Consider the following 18667-nt stretch of genomic DNA (forward strand, 5'->3'; position numbering starts at 1 on the left):
TCCTCGCTGATGGTCGCTGTGTACGGTCCTGATACGGTGCGGTGTGCACTTCTTCTAGCTTAGTGGAGAAAAGTCCAAGAGAATGCATTTGCGAACACGTTTACGATAGGATGCCTCTGTTTTTCGTAGAAATATGCTATATTTTTCGGTAGGTGGGTGTAGAAGCTATAAGAGGAGGCGACATGGGGCAGACGCGAACCGGTAAGAATAGTGGCGCAAGGAACGGTCGCGTCATGATGCACCTGGACATGGATGCCTTCTTCGTCAACGTCGAACTCCTCGAAAACCCCGCTCTGCGCGGTGAACCCATCATCGTGGCGCCCCTGGGCCCCCGCTCGGTCGTCTGTTCCGCCTCCTACGAGGCGCGCGCCCACGGAGTGCGTTCCGGTATGCCGCTTAGTCGCGCTCGAAACCTCAGCCCCAATGCCACCGTCCTGCCGCTACGTGGTGACTACCGGCACTACTCCCGCGCCGTCATGGCAATCCTGAACGATCTGAGCCCCTACGTTGAGCAGGTTAGCGTGGATGAAGCCTTTGTGGACCTAACCGGCGCCTATCTGCACGGCCAAGATCCCGTCGCCCTGGCGCAGCATGCTCGCGACCGCATCGCCCAGGAACTTTCCCTACCCTCCTCCGCGGGGGTTGCGCCCAATAAACTACTCGCCAAAATGGCGTCCACCGGTAGCAAGCCGAACGGGCTGTGGGTTATTCCGCCCGAGCGCGTTCAAGAATTTCTTGACCCGAGAAAAGTCTCCGACCTGTGGGGAGTGGGTGCGAAAAGTACCGAGCAGCTCTCCCGATACGGTATTCACACCATCGCCCAGATGAGGGCCATGAGCCTGGACTGGCTCAAAGAACGCTTCGGCACAGCCCAAGGTGAGCACCTCTGGGCTATGGCGCGCGGCATTGATGAACGCCCCGTGACGATCGAACGTGAAGAAAAAAGCATGGGGGGCGAGCATACCTTCGAGGTGGATGCGACCGATGCCCAGGAGATTAGCGCTGCTATTCGGGAGCTGAGCCTCAAACTGGGCAAGCGCCTGCGCACAGCCGGGAAACTCGCCGGAGGGCTCAGCCTCAAAATCCGCTACAGCACCTTCGAAACGCACACCCGCGCTATTGCCCTGAACGTGCCTGTAGACTCCGGCATGCAGATTGCCTCCCTGGCATTGGAAGCCCTGCATGCAGATGGAATCTTGGTAGGGCAGGCGGCGCCCCGCCCCCTGCGACTCATTGGAGTGCGCGCTGAGAAACTAACCCGTGCAGAAGACGGGGTGCAACAGACTCTCTTCGACTCCATTGAGAACAGGGCAAGCTCACGCTCCATGCAAACTGGCTCCGCAAGAATCCTCTCCGCAAAAACCATCTCCATACAATGGGGCGGTGGGGGAGCCGGTAATAGTCAGCGGAACGGTACTCACACAGGGTCTGGTATTCGCTTGGGGTCTGGCGCTCGCCTCATGAAAAACGGCAGATGGTCCGAGGTGGAGCACGTCATGGACGCCGTTCACCGTAAGTACTCGCAGGAAAGCCTCAAACCCGCCTCCGGAGTTGCCTCACCCCAACGGAAAGCTGAGCAAGAGTCTGAAGAAGGGAAAAGAGGCTGAGGGAAACCACCACGGAAAGGGCGGCACCCTCCGTAGAAGACCTTAAGTTGCTTTTGCCTAAAAAAGAATGCGCCAACCTCATCCGGCGCGGTACGATGGGAAGCATACGACGGGAAGAAGCGCTATCGCGCCAGCTGATACATCGGCTAACCCGGTTATGACCCGGTTGATACCGACGTCATCTTGAGCAGAGACACCTCAAAGGAGAAAACGATGGCACTGTCTGAGCGTGAACAGAAGGTTCTGGACCAGCTTGAAGAACTCATGAGCAATGAGGATCCGCACTTTGCCTCCTCCATGTCTTCAACCGGCAATACTGCGCCGGTTTTTAGTGCTCGCCATTTGGCTCTCGGCATTCTCTTCGTTCTCATCGGTCTGGGTATCATTATTGGCGCGGTCGCATCTAACATGATTTGGTTGGGTGTATTTGGCTTCCTCTTCGCGGCTGGTGGCGTGTACTTTGCAACTACCAGTAAGAAGACCCCGGTTGATTCCTTCCTCGGCGGTAAAGCAGAAGGCGCAGCGCGTGTACGTCAGCGTGAACAGAAGGAGCGGTCCTCCTTCATGAACCGACTGGAGGACCGTTGGGACGAACGCAACAACGGTAAGCTCTAACACTGATTTGTCTCAATAAATTTTTTTGCGGCTAAGTGTCCGTACTCTACTACACTCTCAAGACTTCGTAGGCGGAGGTAAGAATGCTCTTACCTCCGCTTTTTCTATGCCGGAACTAGTGAGAGATGTACGTATGAGGAATTGGGTAGAGGGAGCACACCAAATCCTGAAATCAGCCCCCGTCACTGAATCTGGGTATGGCAAATATGATGAGGGTGGAGCGCTGAGTGCATACGCCCGAACCTGTGTAGAAGCTGTGCACCAGCGTTAAAAATGCAGAAGAGAGCATAAAAACACTAAAAGATACTCTGCCGGGTGGGGTAGGTGGTGCAAAGTGGGGTAAAGTGGAGGAAGAAGCTGAAAAGTCAGTCCTATCGCCGTGCCCTCAAACACGCGGTGGAGGCGCTGGTTTGGCACACCCTACCACCGGCACCTGCAGGATTGTGGAACAGCCCCGCTCCCGCAGACTTCAGCACAACGGCACACATCGGGGAGGTGAAGTGAATGTTCCTAGGTACCTACTCACCACGAATGGACGCCAAAGGACGCATCATCCTTCCCGCCAAATTCCGTGAGGAACTCTCAGCAGGCCTCGTTCTGACCCGCGGTCAAGAACGATGCCTGTATGTTTTCCCCGCCGCAGAATTTGAACGTATCCACGAACGGATGCGCACCGCACCCCTGCCAGGACGAGCCGCCCGAGACTTCCTACGAGTTTTCCTCTCCGGAGCCTCAGACGAACTGCCCGACAAGCAGGGACGCATCACCATCCCTCCGATACTGCGCCAGTACGCAGGACTGACCGACAACCTCGTCGTCATCGGATCCGGTACCCGCGCAGAAATCTGGGATGCCGCAGTCTGGGAAGAATACCTCGCCCGCACCGAAGCTGAATTCGCCTCCCTCGACGAGGACCCATTCAGCCCGCTACTCTAACCAGCATTCTGCTGGTGTGACGGCTATTGCCCGGCATCTCTCTATCGCACCGCACCATTCTTCCGTAAGCTTTCCCGCAGGACAAATTCTCACAGGAGCACCCATGAGCGTAGAACACGCCCCCGAAACCGGTACGACCGACTCCGGTACTGCCGCCAAGGTCACCGGCGCATCCATTGAGAACCTCTCCCAGCGCGAAGCCAGCGAACGCCACGTACCCGTCATGCTGGACCGCTGCATTAACCTGCTTGCCCCCGGTGTCGAACGTGCTGTTGAGGAACGCGGCACCGCCTACGTCATTGACGGCACGCTCGGCATGGGTGGTCACTCCGAGGCACTGCTTGAACGCTTCGAAAACCTTGTGCTGATCGGTATTGACCGCGACCTGCAGGCACACGCTATCGCCGGTGAGCGTCTGGCACGCTTCGGTGACCGCTTCGTACCTGTTCACGCTGTCTACGACAAGATTGACTGCGCCATGGAAGCCGCTGGCGTGCAGGGCATCGATGGCATCCTGATGGACCTGGGGGTCTCCTCCATGCAACTGGACGAACGCACCCGAGGCTTCGCCTACTCCTACGACGCGCCCCTGGACATGCGCATGAACTCCGAAGACGAGCTCACCGCCCGCATCGTCGTCAACGAATACAGCGAAGATCAGCTGCGCCGCATTATCCGCAACTGGGGCGAAGAGAAGTTCGCATCGCGTATCGCCCGCGCCATCTGCACCGCCCGAGCCAACGCACCCCTGGAAACCACCGGTGAGCTCGTGCGTATCATCCAGAAGGCTGTGCCCGTCGCCGCGCAGCGCATCGGCGGCCACCCCGCCAAGCGCACCTTCCAGGCGTTGCGCATCGAAGTGAACCACGAACTGGAAGCCCTCGAACGCGCCGTACCGGCGGCCCTGGACGCGCTCAACCTCGGCGGCCGATTCGTCGCCATGAGCTACCACAGCCTCGAAGACAAGATCGTCAAGAGGGCACTGACCGCAGAAGCATCCTCCAAGGCACCCAAGGGCTTCCCGGTAGAGCTTGAAGAGCACAAGCCCACCGTCAAAATCATTACCCGAGGCGCCGAACCGCCTACCGACGAGGAAATCGAACAGAACTCTCGCGCCGCCAGTGCCAAGCTGCGCGCCGCCGAGAAGATCCGCATCCCCGCCAAGTAGAAGACAGAAAGCGAAGAAGAGTGAGCACCCAGCACGCATCCCCGCGCCCCACCCGCACCCAGGGCGCCCCGCGGAGTCGACGCGCCGGTTCCTCGCGCCCTGCCGCCGGTACCTCCGGCGCCGTTGGCTCTACCCGCGCATCCTCTACAGGTGGCTCCACCGGGGCGAGCCGCGCCTCCACCCGAGCTCACTCCGGTCGTACCCGCACCGCGCGTCTGGAGCCGGTCACCGCAGCCCAGCCGGTGGTTCGTCCCGCCAGCACCGCGGCTTCGCACGGCGGTAAGCGCACCTCGACGAATGCGAGCCGCGTGCCCTCGAGCGTGCGCGCGGCAGCCCGTACCGAGGAGACCCGTGAGGAGAAGCCGAAGTCGCGTCACCCGCTCTCGACCGTGCGCCGCCGAGCCCGTAAGCTCAGCCCACCCACCATGCTCGCTGTTTTTGCGGCAATTCCGCTGACCCTGATTTTTATTCTGCTGCTCAACGTGCTGATTGTGACCCGACAGTACGACATGGTGGATTTGCGCGCGCAGGAACAGCGCCTTGTGCAGGAGAACCAAGCGCTACAGCAGGAGATTGGTTTCAAAGAAGCCCCGCAGGATTTGGCGATACGCGCCAGTACCCTGGGTATGTTTGTCAGCTCTTCGCAGGCGACCCTGAACCTGAAGTCCTCCACGATTGAGGGCACCCCCGTCCCGGCTGCAAGCCCCACCGGCATTGGAGGATCCAAGCAGGAGAACCTGATTTCGCCGCCGGCAGCGGGTTCGAATGAAAGCTACGCCAAGGGCATTGTGGATGCTGACAAGTCTATTCAGCAGCGCCACGCTCAGGCGAGCGCCGCGGCAAAGACATCTGCAAGCGCCTCGGCAAGCCCCGCTCAGCAGGCTAATCCTGCACCTGCGAATAGCGCACCTGCCAGCCCGGCTGCTTCCGCCGCACCGAGCACTGCCCAGCAGCCCAGCCCTGCCGCTAGCCCCGCGGCAAGCCAACCCGCGCGATAACCCAACTGACCACAGGATGCGTAGCATCACCGATAGACTAGACCAGCGAAAGGACACACCGCATGAGCTTCGACGCGCGCCGTAATGCGAACGAATCTGCATCCGGTCAGCCGGACCTGACCCGCCGTGGCTTTGTAGCCGGCGCTGCTGCCACCTGCGCTCTGGGCGTCATCGGTGCAAATCTGTTTATCCGCCAGGGCTTTGATCCCGGTGCGGTGGCGAATGCGTCCCGTCAGAAGCGTCTGCGCTCACAGGTACTACCTGCTGTGCGCGGGCAGATTCTCGATATCAACGGCAATGTCATGGCGCGTACCGTGCAGCGCTATAACCTGACCGCTGACCAGAGTGCCGTGGCTACCTTCAAGCGTTACAACGAGGACCGCACCCAGAAGATTGAGGTCACCCCCAACCAGCTGGTGTACGAGATGGTAGATATTCTCAAGACCGTTGACCCAGGCGTTACCGACGAGTTCATCAAGTCCAAGCTGGACGGCACCTCCAAGTACTCGGTGATTAAGGCGAATATCACCCCGGAAATTTTCAACAAGATTGATGCCCTGGGCGCGCCCTTCATCTACGGTGAGGCGTTCTCCCAGCGCCTGTATCCCAACGGTAGTGTGGGTGGCTCCGTGGTCGGCAAGTACAACATTGTTGAAGAGGCTGACGGCAACGGTAAGGGCGGTACGGTATCTCGTAACTTCTCGGTGGGTATTGAACGTGTCTTCGAGAAGGAGCTTGCCGGTACCCCCGGTGAGCGTACCTACGAGATTAGTGCTGATGGTGTGCGTATCCCCGTGGCGAAGGAAGAGCAGCGCCTGGCGGTGGACGGTAAGAATATTCGTCTGACCATTAACCGTGATGTGCAGTATTTTGCGCAGCAGGTGGTACGTGCTCGCGCTGAGGAGCTGAAGGCTGAATGGTGTACCGCCATTGTTATGGATGTGCGTGACGGCTCCATTTTGGCTCTTGCTGATTCCTCCACGATGGACCCGGGTGCGGCAACCATTGAGGATGCGGCGGACATGACTCCGCGCGCTATTTCGCAGAACGTGGAGCCCGGTTCGACCGAGAAGATGCTGACTTCTTCGGCGCTGATTGAGCAGGGCCTGACGACTCCGACTAGCGTGTATGATGTGCCCGCGACCCTCACGATTGACGGCCAGACCTTCAAGGATGCGTTTGAGCACGGGGCGCAGCGGCGTACTTTCTCGGGCATTATTACTGATTCGATGAATACCGGTACGGTGCTGGTCGGTCAGAAGCTCAGCAAGGAAGAGCGCTACAACTGGTTGAAGAAGTACGGCGTCGGCGAGTTTACCGGCATTGAGCTGACCGGTGAGGAGCAGGGCCTGATTGCTGATTGGCGTGATTGGGATGGCCGTCAGCAGTACACTGTGCTGTTCGGTCAGGGTGTTGCGCAGACTCCGCTGCAGACCGCCATGATTTTCCAGGCGCTGGGCAATAAGGGCGTTCGTCTGAAGCCGCGCATTGTGGACGCAATTATTGACGCGGACGGCACCGAACATAAGCGTGCCGTGGAGCCTGGTGAACGCATGGTGAGCGAGCAGACTGCCGCCTCCTGCCTGACCCTCATGGAGAATATGGTGGAGCAGGGCCACGCCCGTCCGGCGAAGGTGACCGGCTACCGCGTGGGCGGTAAGACTGGTACCGCGGAAGCTCCGAGTGAGAAGGGCGGCTATGACGGCAACACGACCTCCTTTATTGGCGTGGCGCCGATTGAGAACCCGCAGTTCTTGGTGGCGGTGACCATGCAGCGTCCCGAGGGTAGCGTGGGTACGAACGGTACGACGGCTGAGTTCTCCAAGATTATGGAGAAGACCCTGCACACCTATAATGTGCCGCGTTCTACCGGTGAACCGGAGTTGATTCCGCTTTTTGCTGAGGATAGCCCCAATAAGACGAGCTAAAGGCGAGCGGGGGAGAGGTACCGGCAGCTGATTCGTGATGAAGAAGCTCCGATACTGAACACCTGTCGAAGCCTAAAGCCCGTAGAATATTGAATGACCCTGTGTGCCTTGAGCGCATTGACCATACAGAGCTCACCGCTTCGGACAGCGGGGAGGAAAGAAGGACGATGGATACCGCATCTCACGCACCCGGCCAGAACCTGCTGGGCGGCGACGCTCAGACTCTGCGCCCGAATTCTGTGCGCCCGGTGAGTTTGGCGCACCTTCGCGAACATCTGCAGGGCTTGGGTGCTCAGGTGACCTTCCAGCTGGCTAACGGCGTTCAGGGGTCTGAACCCGGTGAGTCCGTTGAGGTTACCGGTATCAGCATGGACTCCCGAGGCGTGCGCCCGCAGGACCTGTACGTGGCTCTGCCCGGTGCGAAGGTGCACGGTGCACAGTTCGCTGAGGCTGCGTTGAAGCTGGGAACTTCCGCTATTTTGACGGATACTGCCGGTGCGCAGCTGCTGGGTAAGGCGCCAGTGCCGCTCTTGGTGACTGAAAACCTGCGTGAGTACGTCGGTCCCTTGGCGGCGCTGATTTATGGTTCAGCGTCGTTCCCTGCTACTCACCGTTATGCGGTCACCGGTACGAACGGTAAGACCACCTCCACCTACATGCTGGAGTCGGTGTTCCGCACCGGCCTGGGTGTGAAGACCGGTCTGATTGGCACTATTCAGATTCTGATTGATGGTGTCTCGGTTCCTTCGAAGATGACCACCCCGGAGTCTCCTCACGTGCATTCTCTGCTGACGATTATGGGTCAGCAGCAGGTACGTTGCGCGGCGATGGAGGTGTCTTCGCACGCGATTGATTACCACCGTGTGGACGGTGTGAAGTATGCGGTTGCAGGCTTTACGAACCTGACTCAGGATCACCTGGATCTGCACGGCACCATGGAGCACTACTTCGATTCGAAGGCTCAATTGTTCACTCCCGAACGTGCCGAGCTGGCTGTGATTACTGCTGATGACCAGTGGGGTGAGAAGATGTTCTCCACCGCTTGTGAGCAGATGGGTGCGCAGCAGGTTCACCGTCTGGTGACTGCTCGCGGAGCCGGTCTGGCTGAGGTGCCCGCTGAGTTTGGTGCCCGCGATTGGGCTGTGGTGAAGGTTCAGCGTGAGGGCCTGGGCCACCGCTTCCACGTGGCTAATGGTGCCGGTGAGAGCGTTGAATGCTGCACCGGTCTGCCCGCTGACTTTAACGTTTCGAATGCGGCGCTGGCGGCGCTCATGGCGTACCTGGACACTGACTCCGCTGAGCGTGAGCGTCTGCTGCCCGAGCTGGCCTCCGGTGCAGCTCTGACCCCGGTGGTGCCGGGTCGTATGCAGCTGATTTCTTTGGCTCCGCACGCGATTGTGGACTTCGCTCACAACCCGGACGGTCTGACTCGCGCTCTGGAAGCGATGGGCCGCCCCGGTGAGGGTAAGGTCATGATTGTTTTCGGTGCGACCGGTGAACGTGACGAGCTCAAGCGCCCGATTATGGGTGCGATTGCGGCACAGCACGCAGATATTGTGATCGTGACTGATGATGACCCGCACGGTGAGGCACCCGAGCCGATTCGTGCCGCCATCGAGGAGGGTGCGCAGAGGGCTGAGAACCGCCGAGCCACCCAGATTCTGAATATCGCTCCGCGTGCCGCCGCTATTGACGCGGCAATTACCCTGGCGGGCGAGCACGATGCCATCCTGATTGCTGGCCGCGGCCACGAAACCGAACAGGATGTTGACGGCGTGGATATCGCTCTGGATGACCGTGTTGAAACTGCTCGCGCCCTGCGTGCGCACGGTTTCGAGATTCTGCCTGATTACCAGCTCATGCTCGATGAAAATGACTCTAAGACCGCTGAAGGTATGGTGAAGAATGATTAAGCTCAGCGCCGCCCAGATTATTGAAGCAACCGGCGGCACCGCTATCGGCTTGGATGGTCGTGAGGAGCAGGTGTTCGCAGACTTCGCCACTACCGACTCCCGTGAGGTACAGACAGGTACCCTGTTCGTGGCGAAGCCCGGCGCGGTCACTGACGGCCACAGGTTTATTCCAATGGCGTTTGAGAAGGGTGCGACCCTGGCACTGGTTGAGCGTGAAGTACTCGACGAGCAGGGTGTGCCGTACCCGAGTGTCCAGGTCCCGGATGTGGTGCTGGCGATGGGCGATTTGGCGCGCTACTCCATAGAGCAGATGCGCGCTCAGGGTGAGCTGACTGTTATCGGTATCACCGGTTCTGCCGGTAAGACCACCACCAAGGACCTTCTTGCCGCCATTTTCACCCCGGAGGGCCCGACCGTTGCCCCGGTCGGCTCCTACAACAGTGAGGTAGGCGTGCCCCTGACCGTTTTCCGGGCAGATGAGTCCACCCGCTACCTGGTCATTGAGATGGGCGCGGATCACGTGGGTAACATCGAGTACCTGGCGAATATTACGCACCCCGACCACGGCGCAATCCTGAAGGTTGGTACCGCGCACGCTGGCGAGTTCGGCGGAGTGGACAATATTGAACGCACTAAGGGTGAGCTGGCTGAGGGCGTTCAGCCGACCGGGTCCCTGGCTCTGAACGCTGATGATGAGCGCGTGCTACGCATGGCATCGCGTTCGGTTGCCCCCATTACTTACTTTGGCGTGGGCGAGAAGACCGAAGCGAACGGTCACCCCTACGAACGCTATGTTGCGGCGCTGAACCTGCGTACTACCGATGCCGGTTGCCCCGAGTTCACTCTGCGCCTGCCTGACGGTGGCGAGTACGAGATTTCCTCGCAGCTGATCGGTGAGCACCACGTGCACAACCTGCTGGCTGCGGCGACAATCGCCTACAACAGCGGCATTTCGGGTGAGAAGATTGCTCGCGCGCTCAACAAGGCGGCGGCAGCTTCGAAGTGGCGTATGGCTCGCACCGACCGTGCTGACGGCGTGACCGTCATTAACGACGCGTACAACGCGAACCCCGAGTCGATGGCGGCTGCACTGCGTACTCTGGCGCAGCTGGGCCGCACCATTGACCCGGTGACCGGTCAGCCGCACCGCACCTGGGCTGTTCTGGGTGCCATGCTGGAGCTCGGAGACGCCTCCGTGGAGGAACACGACCGCATCGGCCGCCTCGTGGTGCGCATCAATATTTCTAAGCTGATTGCTGTGGGTGACGAAACGAAGCCCACCTATAATGCGGCTCACCTGGAAGGCTCATGGGGTAATGAAGCGACCTGGGTTAAGACCCCGGAAGAAGCAGAGCAGATTCTGCGCGCCGAGGTTCGCTCCGGCGATATTGTGCTCTTTAAGTCCTCGAACGGTGCGAAGCTGGGCATTCTGGGCGACCGGGTTGCTTTCGCTGAGTACACCTTCGGCGCTGAGGAGGAGCAGACACCGACCTGGCTTTCTGCCGGTGACTTTGTTGAAACCACCGATTTGAGCGACCACCTTGCCGCTCATCTGGACGGCGCAGCTGACGCCGACCGTACGTCGGCTGAACAGACCACGAAGGAAGGGTAGCGCTTTATGATTACCGTGCTCATTGCTGGAATCTTTGGGTTCCTCATTTCCCTCACCGCGCTGCCGGTGTTCATTAAGAAGATGAAGTCTCTCAAGCTTGGCCAGCTGATTCGTGAGGAAGGACCGGCAGCTCACCAGCATAAGGCGGGTACCCCCACCATGGCGGGTCTGATTTTTATCCCCGCGGCGATTCTCGCCTACTTCTTGACCCTGGCGGTGAGTGCCCTGTTCTTCGGTACCACACCGGTACCGACCGCTACCGCGTGGCTGACCATTGCCTTCACCCTGGGTATGCTTGGCGTGGGCGCAGCGGACGACATCATGAAATTCCGTCACAAAGGCAATGAGGGCCTGACCGAGAAGCAGAAGACCATCGGTCTTCTGGGCGTGGCCCTGCCCTTCGCGTACTTGGCGTTCCAGTTCCCGAACGAGTCGGGTGCTCGCCCGGCGTCTACGGCTATCTCGTTTGTGCGTGACCTGCCCATTGATTTGTTTGCGGCGGGTGCGGTCTTTGGCAGCATCCTGATGGTTGCTTGGATTACCATCATTTCCCTGTCCGGCACGAACGCGGTGAACTTCACCGATGGTCTGGACGGCCTGGCCGGCGGCATCATGATGACTATTTTCTCCGGCTACCTGACCATAAGCATCTGGCAGTACGTGCACGCTTGCTCCGCTGGTGCTGGTACCGCCTGCTACGATGTGCGCGACCCTGGTTCGCTGGCGCTGATTGCCGCATCCCTGGTGGGTTCGCTGGCTGGCTTCCTCTGGTGGAATGTGTCGAAGGCGCAGATTTTCATGGGCGACTCCGGATCCCTGGCACTCGGTGGCGCTATGGTTGCTTTCGCATTGTTTACCCGCACCGAGCTGCTCCTGCTGGTTATCGCTCTGATTCCCGTGCTGGAAGTGTTCTCTGTGATCGTGCAGAAGTTCGTGTTCAAAACCAGCCGTAAGCGTTCGGTGGCAGCGGGGGAGAAGCCCCTGCACGCGCACCGTTACTTCCGTATGACTCCATTCCACCACCACATGGAGAAGGTCGGTGTCAACGGCAAATACTCAATTGATAAGAAGGGCATTGTCCCCGGTACCGTCAGCAGCGGCGAAGTGAACTCCGTGTTCCGCCTCTGGGTTATTAACGCCCTCTGCGTGCTCGTTGCTCTGGCGCTGTTCTTCGGTGACTGGTTCTCGCAGACGTCTGGAGTGATTCACTAATGTCAACTAACGAACAGCCGGTTGCCGCTCGCATCGAAGCGAACGCCGCCGCTATTGCGGTGAACCCGGTGTATGAGAATGAGCGACTCGCGGAGCTGACTCACTGGGGTTCTCCCTGGGCTAACCTGCGCGTGGTTGTGGTGGGTATGGGTACCAGCGGCGACGCCGTGACCGATGTGCTCGCCCAGTTGGGTGCACATATTGTTGTCATCGACGGGGTTGATACCCCGGAGAAGCGTGAACGCATTGACCTGTACGCTAACGCCTACGGCAATGTTGAGGGCCTGTTCGGCCCCGAGCACATGCGTGCACTGCCCCTGGTGGATGGTCAGGAACCCGAGCTTGTGGTGACCTCCCCGGGCGTGCGTCCCGACCACCCGGTCATGCTCGACGCGTATGAGCGTCGCATCCAGATTTGGGGCGATGTGGAGCTGGCGTGGCGCCTGAATGAGCGTAGCGACCGCCCGACCCCCAAGTGGCTGTGCCTGACCGGTACGAACGGTAAGACCACCACCGTGGGTATGGTGGATTCCATCCTGAATGCAGCCGGTAAGAAGTCTATTCAGGTGGGTAATGTCGGTATGCCCATCGTGTACGCCACTGCCGATGATGAACCCTATGAGTTCTTCGCCGTGGAACTCTCCAGCTTCCAGCTGCACTGGACCTACTCGATGTCCCCGTACGCTTCTGTGGTTCTGAACATTGCTGAGGATCACGTGGACTGGCACGGCTCCTTCGACGGCTATAAGGCTGATAAGGCTCGTGTGTACGAGCATACTCAGGTTGCTTGTATTTTCAACACCGATCACGTGGAAACCTTGCGCATGGTTGAGAATGCGGATGTTATTGAGGGTGCCCGCGCGATTGGATTCAGTTCTACTGAGATGCCCGCCGTATCGATGCTGGGACTGGCTGAGGATATCATGGTGGACCGCGCCTTCTTGAAGAACCGTTATAACGAGGCGTATGAGCTGGCGGTTCTGGAGGATTTGGCTCCGGCACCGGGTAAGATGCCGGCGAAGCACACCGTGGAGAACGCTCTGGCGGCTGCGGCGCTGTGCCGTGCGGCTGATATTGACCCGAAGGCTGTTGGTGCGGGCCTGCGTTCCTTCAAAACTGGTGCGCACCGTAACCAGCTGGTGGGCTACGCGAACGACATCATGTGGGTGAATGATTCGAAGGCTACGAACCCTCACGCTGCAAATGCGTCGATGAGCGGCTACCCGTCTCTGGTGTGGATTGCTGGTGGTCTGTCGAAGGGCGTTGAGTACGATGAGCTAATTGCTGCCCACGCTCAGCGCCTGAAGGCTGTGCTGATTATCGGTACTGACACTGCGGCGTTGAAGTCTGCGTTGGCGACTCATGCCCCGCAGGTTCCGACCTACAATATGACTGCCGCTGTGGCTGATTCTTCGGACGGAGTTACCGTGATGAATGCGGCCGTTGCGAAGGCTGCTGAGCTGGCGCATCCGGGGGATACTGTGCTGATGGCTCCCGCGTCTGCGTCGATGGACCAGTTCAAGAATTATGCGGTGCGCGGTGAGGCGTTTGCGAATGCTGTTGCCGCTCAGCTGGCAGACTCTTAGGACGTTGCCTGTAGGGGGTGTCTCGGGTGACCGGGGTGCTTTCTGCGGGTTCTTCTCGGGGGTGGGATGGTCATGGTGTCCCACCCCTGAACCTTTTTCGTGTATTCGCCACGACGGATCCGTGGCAGTTGAGGCCTATAGGAGGGCATGTGAGTACCAGCGCATCTTCGGCGCGTTCGGCTTCTTCGACGCGTTCGACAGCGAGTGGTCGTTGGGCGTCTTTGCGAGCCGGTTTGGAGGATTTCTCTGCGCCGTTCCGTGCTCGTGCCGATAGGCTGTATCGTCGTGGTTTGAAGGCTGACCTGTGGGATGTACCGGTGATGCTACTGGTGACCACCCTGGGTCTGGCTATTTTTGGCTGCATTATGGTGCTGTCGGCGTCGAGCGTCACCATGATTTCGCAGGGGCAGTCGCCGTTTTCACAGGTTTCCTCGCAGATCATGTTCTTGGTTCTTGGTGTGATCGCGATGGTGGGTATTACGCGTATCCCTGTTGGGTATTACCACAAGAAATTTGTGGTGAACGCGATGCTGATTTCCGCGTTGGTCATGCAGCTTGCTGTGGTGGTTGTTGGCGTTGAGGTGAACGGTAACCGTAACTGGCTGAAAATCCCCGGCGTTGTGCAGATTCAGCCATCGGAATTTTCGAAGCTGGCGATTATTATGTGGCTGGCATGGGTGTACAGCCGTCACGGCGATATTTCTCACAGCATTTGGCGTACTCTATTCCCCTCGATTTATGGTGTGGGCGCCCTGGTGCTGCTGATTATGCTCGGTGGCGATATGGGTACCGCCATGGTGTATGGCTTCATCTTTGTGGGCATGATGTGGCTGGCGGGTGCTTCTCGTAGCTCGTTGCTGAAGATTGGCGGCGCGTTTGCGATGCTGGCGCTGTTGGGTGTTTTCAGTAGCGCGAACCGTGTGGCTCGTATCTTCGGTATCTGGGGTTCGTGTACGAACGCTAACTGCGATCAGGCGAATTCTGGTGAGGTGGCGCTGGCAACCGGTGGTTTCCTCGGTGTTGGTCTGGGCCAGTCGCGTCAGAAGTATAACTACCTGGCTGAGGCGCATAATGACTATATTTTTGCCATTATTGGTGAGGAGCTGGGTCTGCTGGGCACTTTGGCAGTTCTGCTGCTGTATGTAGGTCTGGTGTACTGCGCAGTGCGTATTATGCTGCGCACTACTGACCCCCTGGTGCGTTTGGCTACGGGCGGCATCATGATTTGGTTGAGCTCTCAGGCGATTATCAATATGGCCATGGTGTCCCGTATTTTACCGGTGATTGGTGTGCCTCTGCCGTTTGTCTCCTATGGTGGTTCGTCGCTGTTGTCCTCGTTGCTTGCGGCGGGTTTGTTGTTGGCGTTTGCGTGGCAGACTCCGATGCGTGGCGCAGCGGCACCGTCGAATATTGAAACCCAGAGTGCGCGTGAGGTTCGTCGTGCGAATGCTGACTGGAAGCGTCGTACGCCGTTGCAGATTGTGCTGAATCAGGAGGAGGCAGCTCGTGCGGCTGCCGGTGGCCACCTACTGAAGGAACATAACCCGTTTGCGCTGATGTTTGGTCCGGAGAGTACGTTGCGCCGCTGGTTGGGTTTTGCGCCGGATCAGCAGCGTGAGTTGGCACGTATGGCTCGTGAGCAGGAGAAGAAGCGTATCCGTCAGGAGAAGGCTCGTATACACGAGGAGGAGGTTCGTCGTCGTCAGGAGGCGGCGCAGGCTCGTGAGGAAGCTACCCCTGTGAAGGCGGAGCAGAAGGCCGAGGCCCAGAAGCAGAAGGTCTCTCAGAAGCCTGCACCGACGAACCCAGCTCCGAAGAAGGCATCCGCTCAGCCTCGTACCGGTCAGCAGGCTCGTGTTGCGAGTGGGCTGCCCACGCAGGGTCGTCCCGCTCAGGCTCGCCTTGCTCAGAAGGCGACCGCTGCGAAGCCTGCAGACCAGATGCCCTCGGCTCCGAAGCAAGCTGCACCGAAGCAGGCTGTACAGCAGCGCTCCGCTCAGCCTCGTACCGCTCAGCAGCCTGTTGCTCAGAAGCGAGTGCAGCAGCCTCGTGGTGCTCAGCTCCGTAGCGCGCAGCACCGTCCGTCGGGTTTGCTGCCTGCGGGTCTGCAGCCGTTGCATCCTGAGGATCGTCAGCGTCGTGCCCAGCGACAGGGCAACCCTCGACAGGGTGCTCCGCGTCAGGCAACGCCGCGACAGGGCGCCCAGGCAAAGGGTGTTCCGAAGGATGACGCTCAGCAGGTGCAGCGTCCGGCTCAGGGCGCGGCTCGGAACTCGGCTCAGCGCGGCACCCGCAGGCAGAGTTAGCCTCTGCAGGGTGAAAGGCTCGCGGCCGGAGCATGCTGTTCGGGCTACTATTTGAGCCTCCACTTGCACTGAATAAGAGATAAAGCCCTCGCCGTTGAGTCATAGCTCGACGGCGGGGGCGCTCTATTGAACAGATGCGATAGCGTAAAATAATCCTGTATCGATGTGTTGGGAGAAAGATCTATGACGAAGAAGACGCGCTCTATAGTCTTCGCCGGTGGTGGCACCGCCGGTCATATTAATCCGATGCTCGCGATTGCGCGTGCGGTTCGTGATCTTGAGCCGAACGCTAAGATTCTGATGCTGGGCACTGCGGACAAGATGGAAGCCGAGCTGGTTCCGGCAGCTGGTTTCGATATTGAGTTTATTCCCCGTGCGGCGTTCCCCCGTAGCATCAACCGTGCAGCTTTTGCTTTCCCCGCTAAGTTCTTGGGTGGCCTGTCGAAGACCCGCCGCATCCTCAAGGATGTAGATGCGGATGTGGTCGTTGGCGTGGGTGGCTACGTGTGCCCGCCAGCGTATTTGTCGGCGTTGAGCACTAAGATTCCCGTGGTGATTCACGAGGCGAACGCGAAGCCCGGTTTGGCGAACCGCCTGGGTGGCACGTTCGCTAAGTTCACCGGTGTTGCATTCCCTAACACTCCTTTCCCGCGCGCAACCCTGGTAGGTATGCCGATGAAGGATGAGATTGCCTACCTGAACCGTGAGGCGCACCGTTCGAAGGCTCGCCGTAACCTGGGTCTGGACCCGCAGAAGCCTACCGTGATTGTCACCGGTGGTTCGCTGGGTGCGCAGAGCCTGAACAATGCGGTGGCGGCGTGCCGTGACCACTTTGCGGAGTGGGACTTCCAGATTCTGCATATTACCGGTAAGGGTAAGACTGTTCTGGATGAGAATGGTGAGCCGTTGAGTGAGCCGAATTACCGTCAGATTGAGTTCAGCAACGGCATGCAGGATGTGTACGCTGCCGCTGATCTTCTGCTGGTGCGTTCGGGCGCGGCGACTGTCAGTGAGGTTGCTGCAGTGGGTGTTCCCGCGATTTTTGTGCCGCTTCCCATTGGTAATGGTGAGCAGGCTCTGAATGCTCGTTCTCTGGTGGAGGCGTCTGCGGCTCTGCTGGTGAAGGATGCAGAGGTCACCGGTGAGTGGTTTGCCCGTGAGATTCCGGCTCTTATGGCGAATCCGGAGGAGTTGGAGCGCATGGGCGCTGCGGCGTATGAACTTGGTATCCGTGACGCGGCACGCGTTATGGCTGAAGCAGTATTGAAAGCAGCTGAGAAGTAATGACTGAATTGATGAATCTTGAGATGGTGCTGCCGGCACCGCTGAACCCGCCGTTCCCTGAGCGTGCGAAGATGAGCGAGTTGGGTCGTGTGCACTTCATCGGCATTGGTGGTGCGGGTATGAGCGCTATTGCCGTTTTGATGCTGCAGGCTGGTGTGACGGTGAGCGGATCTGACCGCGCCGAGTCGGCTACTGTTGAGTCTTTGCGTGCTGCGGGTGCTCGTGTGGCTGTTCCTCAGCAGGCTGAGAACATTGTGGATGTTGATACCGTGGTGATTTCTACTGCGATTCGTGAGGATAACCCGGAACTTGCTGCCGCTCGTGCGCAAGGTCTGCGTGTGCTGCATCGTTCTGAGGCGCTCGCCGCTGTGATGGGTGAGTCTCAGGTGGTTGCTGTTGCCGGTACTCACGGTAAGAGCACGACCAGCTCCATGATTTCTGTGATGTTTGATCAGCTGGGTGCACAGCCGTCCTTCGCGGTGGGTACTGTGATTACTGGTCGCGGCACGAACGCCCATCTAGGTACTCAGGGCCCCGAGTCGATTTTTGTGGCTGAGGCTGATGAATCGGACGGCTCGTTTGTGCGTTACCGCCCGGCTATTGCTGTGGTGACGAATGTTGAGCCGGACCATCTGGATTTCTATAAGACGGACGAGCGTGTCTTTGAGGCGTTCAACCGTTTTGTGGGTTCGCTGGCACCTAACGGTGTTGTGGTGACCTGCGCCGATGATGAGGGTGCGACGGCTTTGGCGGTTCATTCTCGTGCGGCGGGTGTTTCCGTTGTGACCTACGGTGAGTCTGAGGATGCTGACTTGCGCATTAGCGAGATTACCAGCGCGGGTTCTTCCTCTTCTTCGCACCTTTCCTGGTCTTTTGAGTGCCGCGGTGTGCGTTATGAAGGCCAGCAGAATCTTGCGCTGAAGGTGCCCGGTATTCATAACCAGCTGAACGCTTCGGCTGCTTTTGCTTCGGCGTTGATTTCTGGTTACGAGGCTGTTGATATTGCTCGTGCGCTGGCTGAGTTTGTGGGTGCTGACCGCCGCTTTACCCTGCGCGGTGAGGTTGCTGGTGTGAAGGTCTTTGATGATTACGCGCACCACCCGACTGAGGTTTTCCGTGCCCTGGAGACCGGTCGTACCGTGGCTGATGGTCATAGCCTGTACGTGATTTTCCAGCCGCACCTGTTCTCTCGTACTCGTGAGTTCGCGAAGGAGTTCGCGGAGGCCCTGTCGGTGGCTGACCGCGCTCATGTGCTGGATATTTACCCTGCTCGCGAGTTGCCGATTGAGGGGGTAACCAGTGAATTGATTACCGGTGCTGGTTTCTCTGAGGTTCGTTACGCTACCGCTGAGGGCGCTATTGAGGATATTGTGACCTGCGCTCAGGACGGCGATATTGTGATGACTGTGGGCGCTGGTGACGTGACCGCTTTGGGTGCGCGTCTGCTGGAGTCCTTGGGGATCCGTCACGGTGGCGAGTCGAAGAAGTCGGAGGCTTAGGCT

Annotated in this window: 13 protein-coding genes; all 13 read left to right on the forward strand. The window is 59.0% G+C overall.

What is annotated here, in order from left to right; all coding sequences use genetic code 11:
- Window positions 1–182: 182 nt before the first annotated feature.
- The 13 genes from dinB (at window position 183) to murC (ending at window position 18664) form a co-directional block, all read left to right on the forward strand.
- Window positions 183–1607 carry a DNA polymerase IV gene (gene dinB, locus QFX05_RS01870; RefSeq protein WP_279740441.1) on the forward strand — a complete coding sequence of 475 codons (1425 nt, stop codon included), beginning with the start codon at window positions 183–185 and terminating at the stop codon, window positions 1605–1607.
- A 213-nt stretch (window positions 1608–1820) separates the two neighbouring features.
- Window positions 1821–2222, forward strand: a complete 402-nt coding sequence (locus tag QFX05_RS01875; RefSeq protein ID WP_279740443.1) for a DUF3040 domain-containing protein — start codon at window positions 1821–1823, stop codon at window positions 2220–2222.
- A gap of 504 nt (window positions 2223–2726) precedes the next feature.
- Window positions 2727–3158, forward strand: a complete 432-nt coding sequence (gene mraZ, locus QFX05_RS01880) for a division/cell wall cluster transcriptional repressor MraZ (protein ID WP_279740445.1) — start codon at window positions 2727–2729, stop codon at window positions 3156–3158.
- A 103-nt stretch (window positions 3159–3261) separates the two neighbouring features.
- Complete coding sequence (gene rsmH, locus QFX05_RS01885) at window positions 3262–4326, forward strand: 16S rRNA (cytosine(1402)-N(4))-methyltransferase RsmH (protein WP_279740447.1); 1065 nt, start codon at window positions 3262–3264, stop codon at window positions 4324–4326.
- 20 nt (window positions 4327–4346) lie between these two features.
- The gene (locus QFX05_RS01890) at window positions 4347–5324 is read left to right on the forward strand and encodes an amino acid ABC transporter ATPase (protein ID WP_279740449.1); all 978 of its coding nucleotides are present in this window, start codon (window positions 4347–4349) and stop codon (window positions 5322–5324) included.
- Window positions 5325–5386: 62 nt separating this feature from the next.
- A complete protein-coding gene (locus QFX05_RS01895; protein ID WP_279740451.1) occupies window positions 5387–7252 on the forward strand; it encodes a peptidoglycan D,D-transpeptidase FtsI family protein in 1866 nt (621 codons plus the stop codon).
- 167 nt (window positions 7253–7419) lie between these two features.
- A complete protein-coding gene (locus QFX05_RS01900) occupies window positions 7420–9165 on the forward strand; it encodes a Mur ligase family protein (protein WP_279740453.1) in 1746 nt (581 codons plus the stop codon).
- Window positions 9158–10777, forward strand: a complete 1620-nt coding sequence (locus QFX05_RS01905; RefSeq protein WP_279740455.1) for a UDP-N-acetylmuramoyl-tripeptide--D-alanyl-D-alanine ligase — start codon at window positions 9158–9160, stop codon at window positions 10775–10777. The genes QFX05_RS01900 and QFX05_RS01905 overlap by 8 nt, the downstream gene beginning before the upstream one ends.
- 6 nt (window positions 10778–10783) lie before the next feature.
- A complete protein-coding gene (mraY, locus tag QFX05_RS01910; RefSeq protein ID WP_279740457.1) occupies window positions 10784–11989 on the forward strand; it encodes a phospho-N-acetylmuramoyl-pentapeptide-transferase in 1206 nt (401 codons plus the stop codon).
- Complete coding sequence (gene murD / locus QFX05_RS01915) at window positions 11989–13575, forward strand: UDP-N-acetylmuramoyl-L-alanine--D-glutamate ligase (RefSeq protein ID WP_279740459.1); 1587 nt, start codon at window positions 11989–11991, stop codon at window positions 13573–13575. Before mraY ends, murD begins: the two co-directional genes overlap by 1 nt.
- A 149-nt stretch (window positions 13576–13724) precedes the next feature.
- Entirely contained in the window at window positions 13725–15881 is a 2157-nt protein-coding gene (locus QFX05_RS01920) for an FtsW/RodA/SpoVE family cell cycle protein (protein ID WP_279740460.1), read from the forward strand.
- A gap of 183 nt (window positions 15882–16064) precedes the next feature.
- Window positions 16065–17165: an undecaprenyldiphospho-muramoylpentapeptide beta-N-acetylglucosaminyltransferase gene (murG, locus tag QFX05_RS01925; protein WP_279740463.1), complete on the forward strand. Its 1101-nt coding sequence runs from the start codon at window positions 16065–16067 to the stop codon at window positions 17163–17165.
- Window positions 17165–18664, forward strand: a complete 1500-nt coding sequence (gene murC / locus QFX05_RS01930; RefSeq protein ID WP_279740464.1) for a UDP-N-acetylmuramate--L-alanine ligase — start codon at window positions 17165–17167, stop codon at window positions 18662–18664. The genes murG and murC overlap by 1 nt, the downstream gene beginning before the upstream one ends.
- The last annotated feature ends 3 nt before the right edge of the window (window positions 18665–18667 follow it).

Source organism: Rothia similimucilaginosa, assembly GCF_029850875.1.
In the GTDB taxonomy this organism is placed as follows: Bacteria; Actinomycetota; Actinomycetes; order Actinomycetales; family Micrococcaceae; genus Rothia.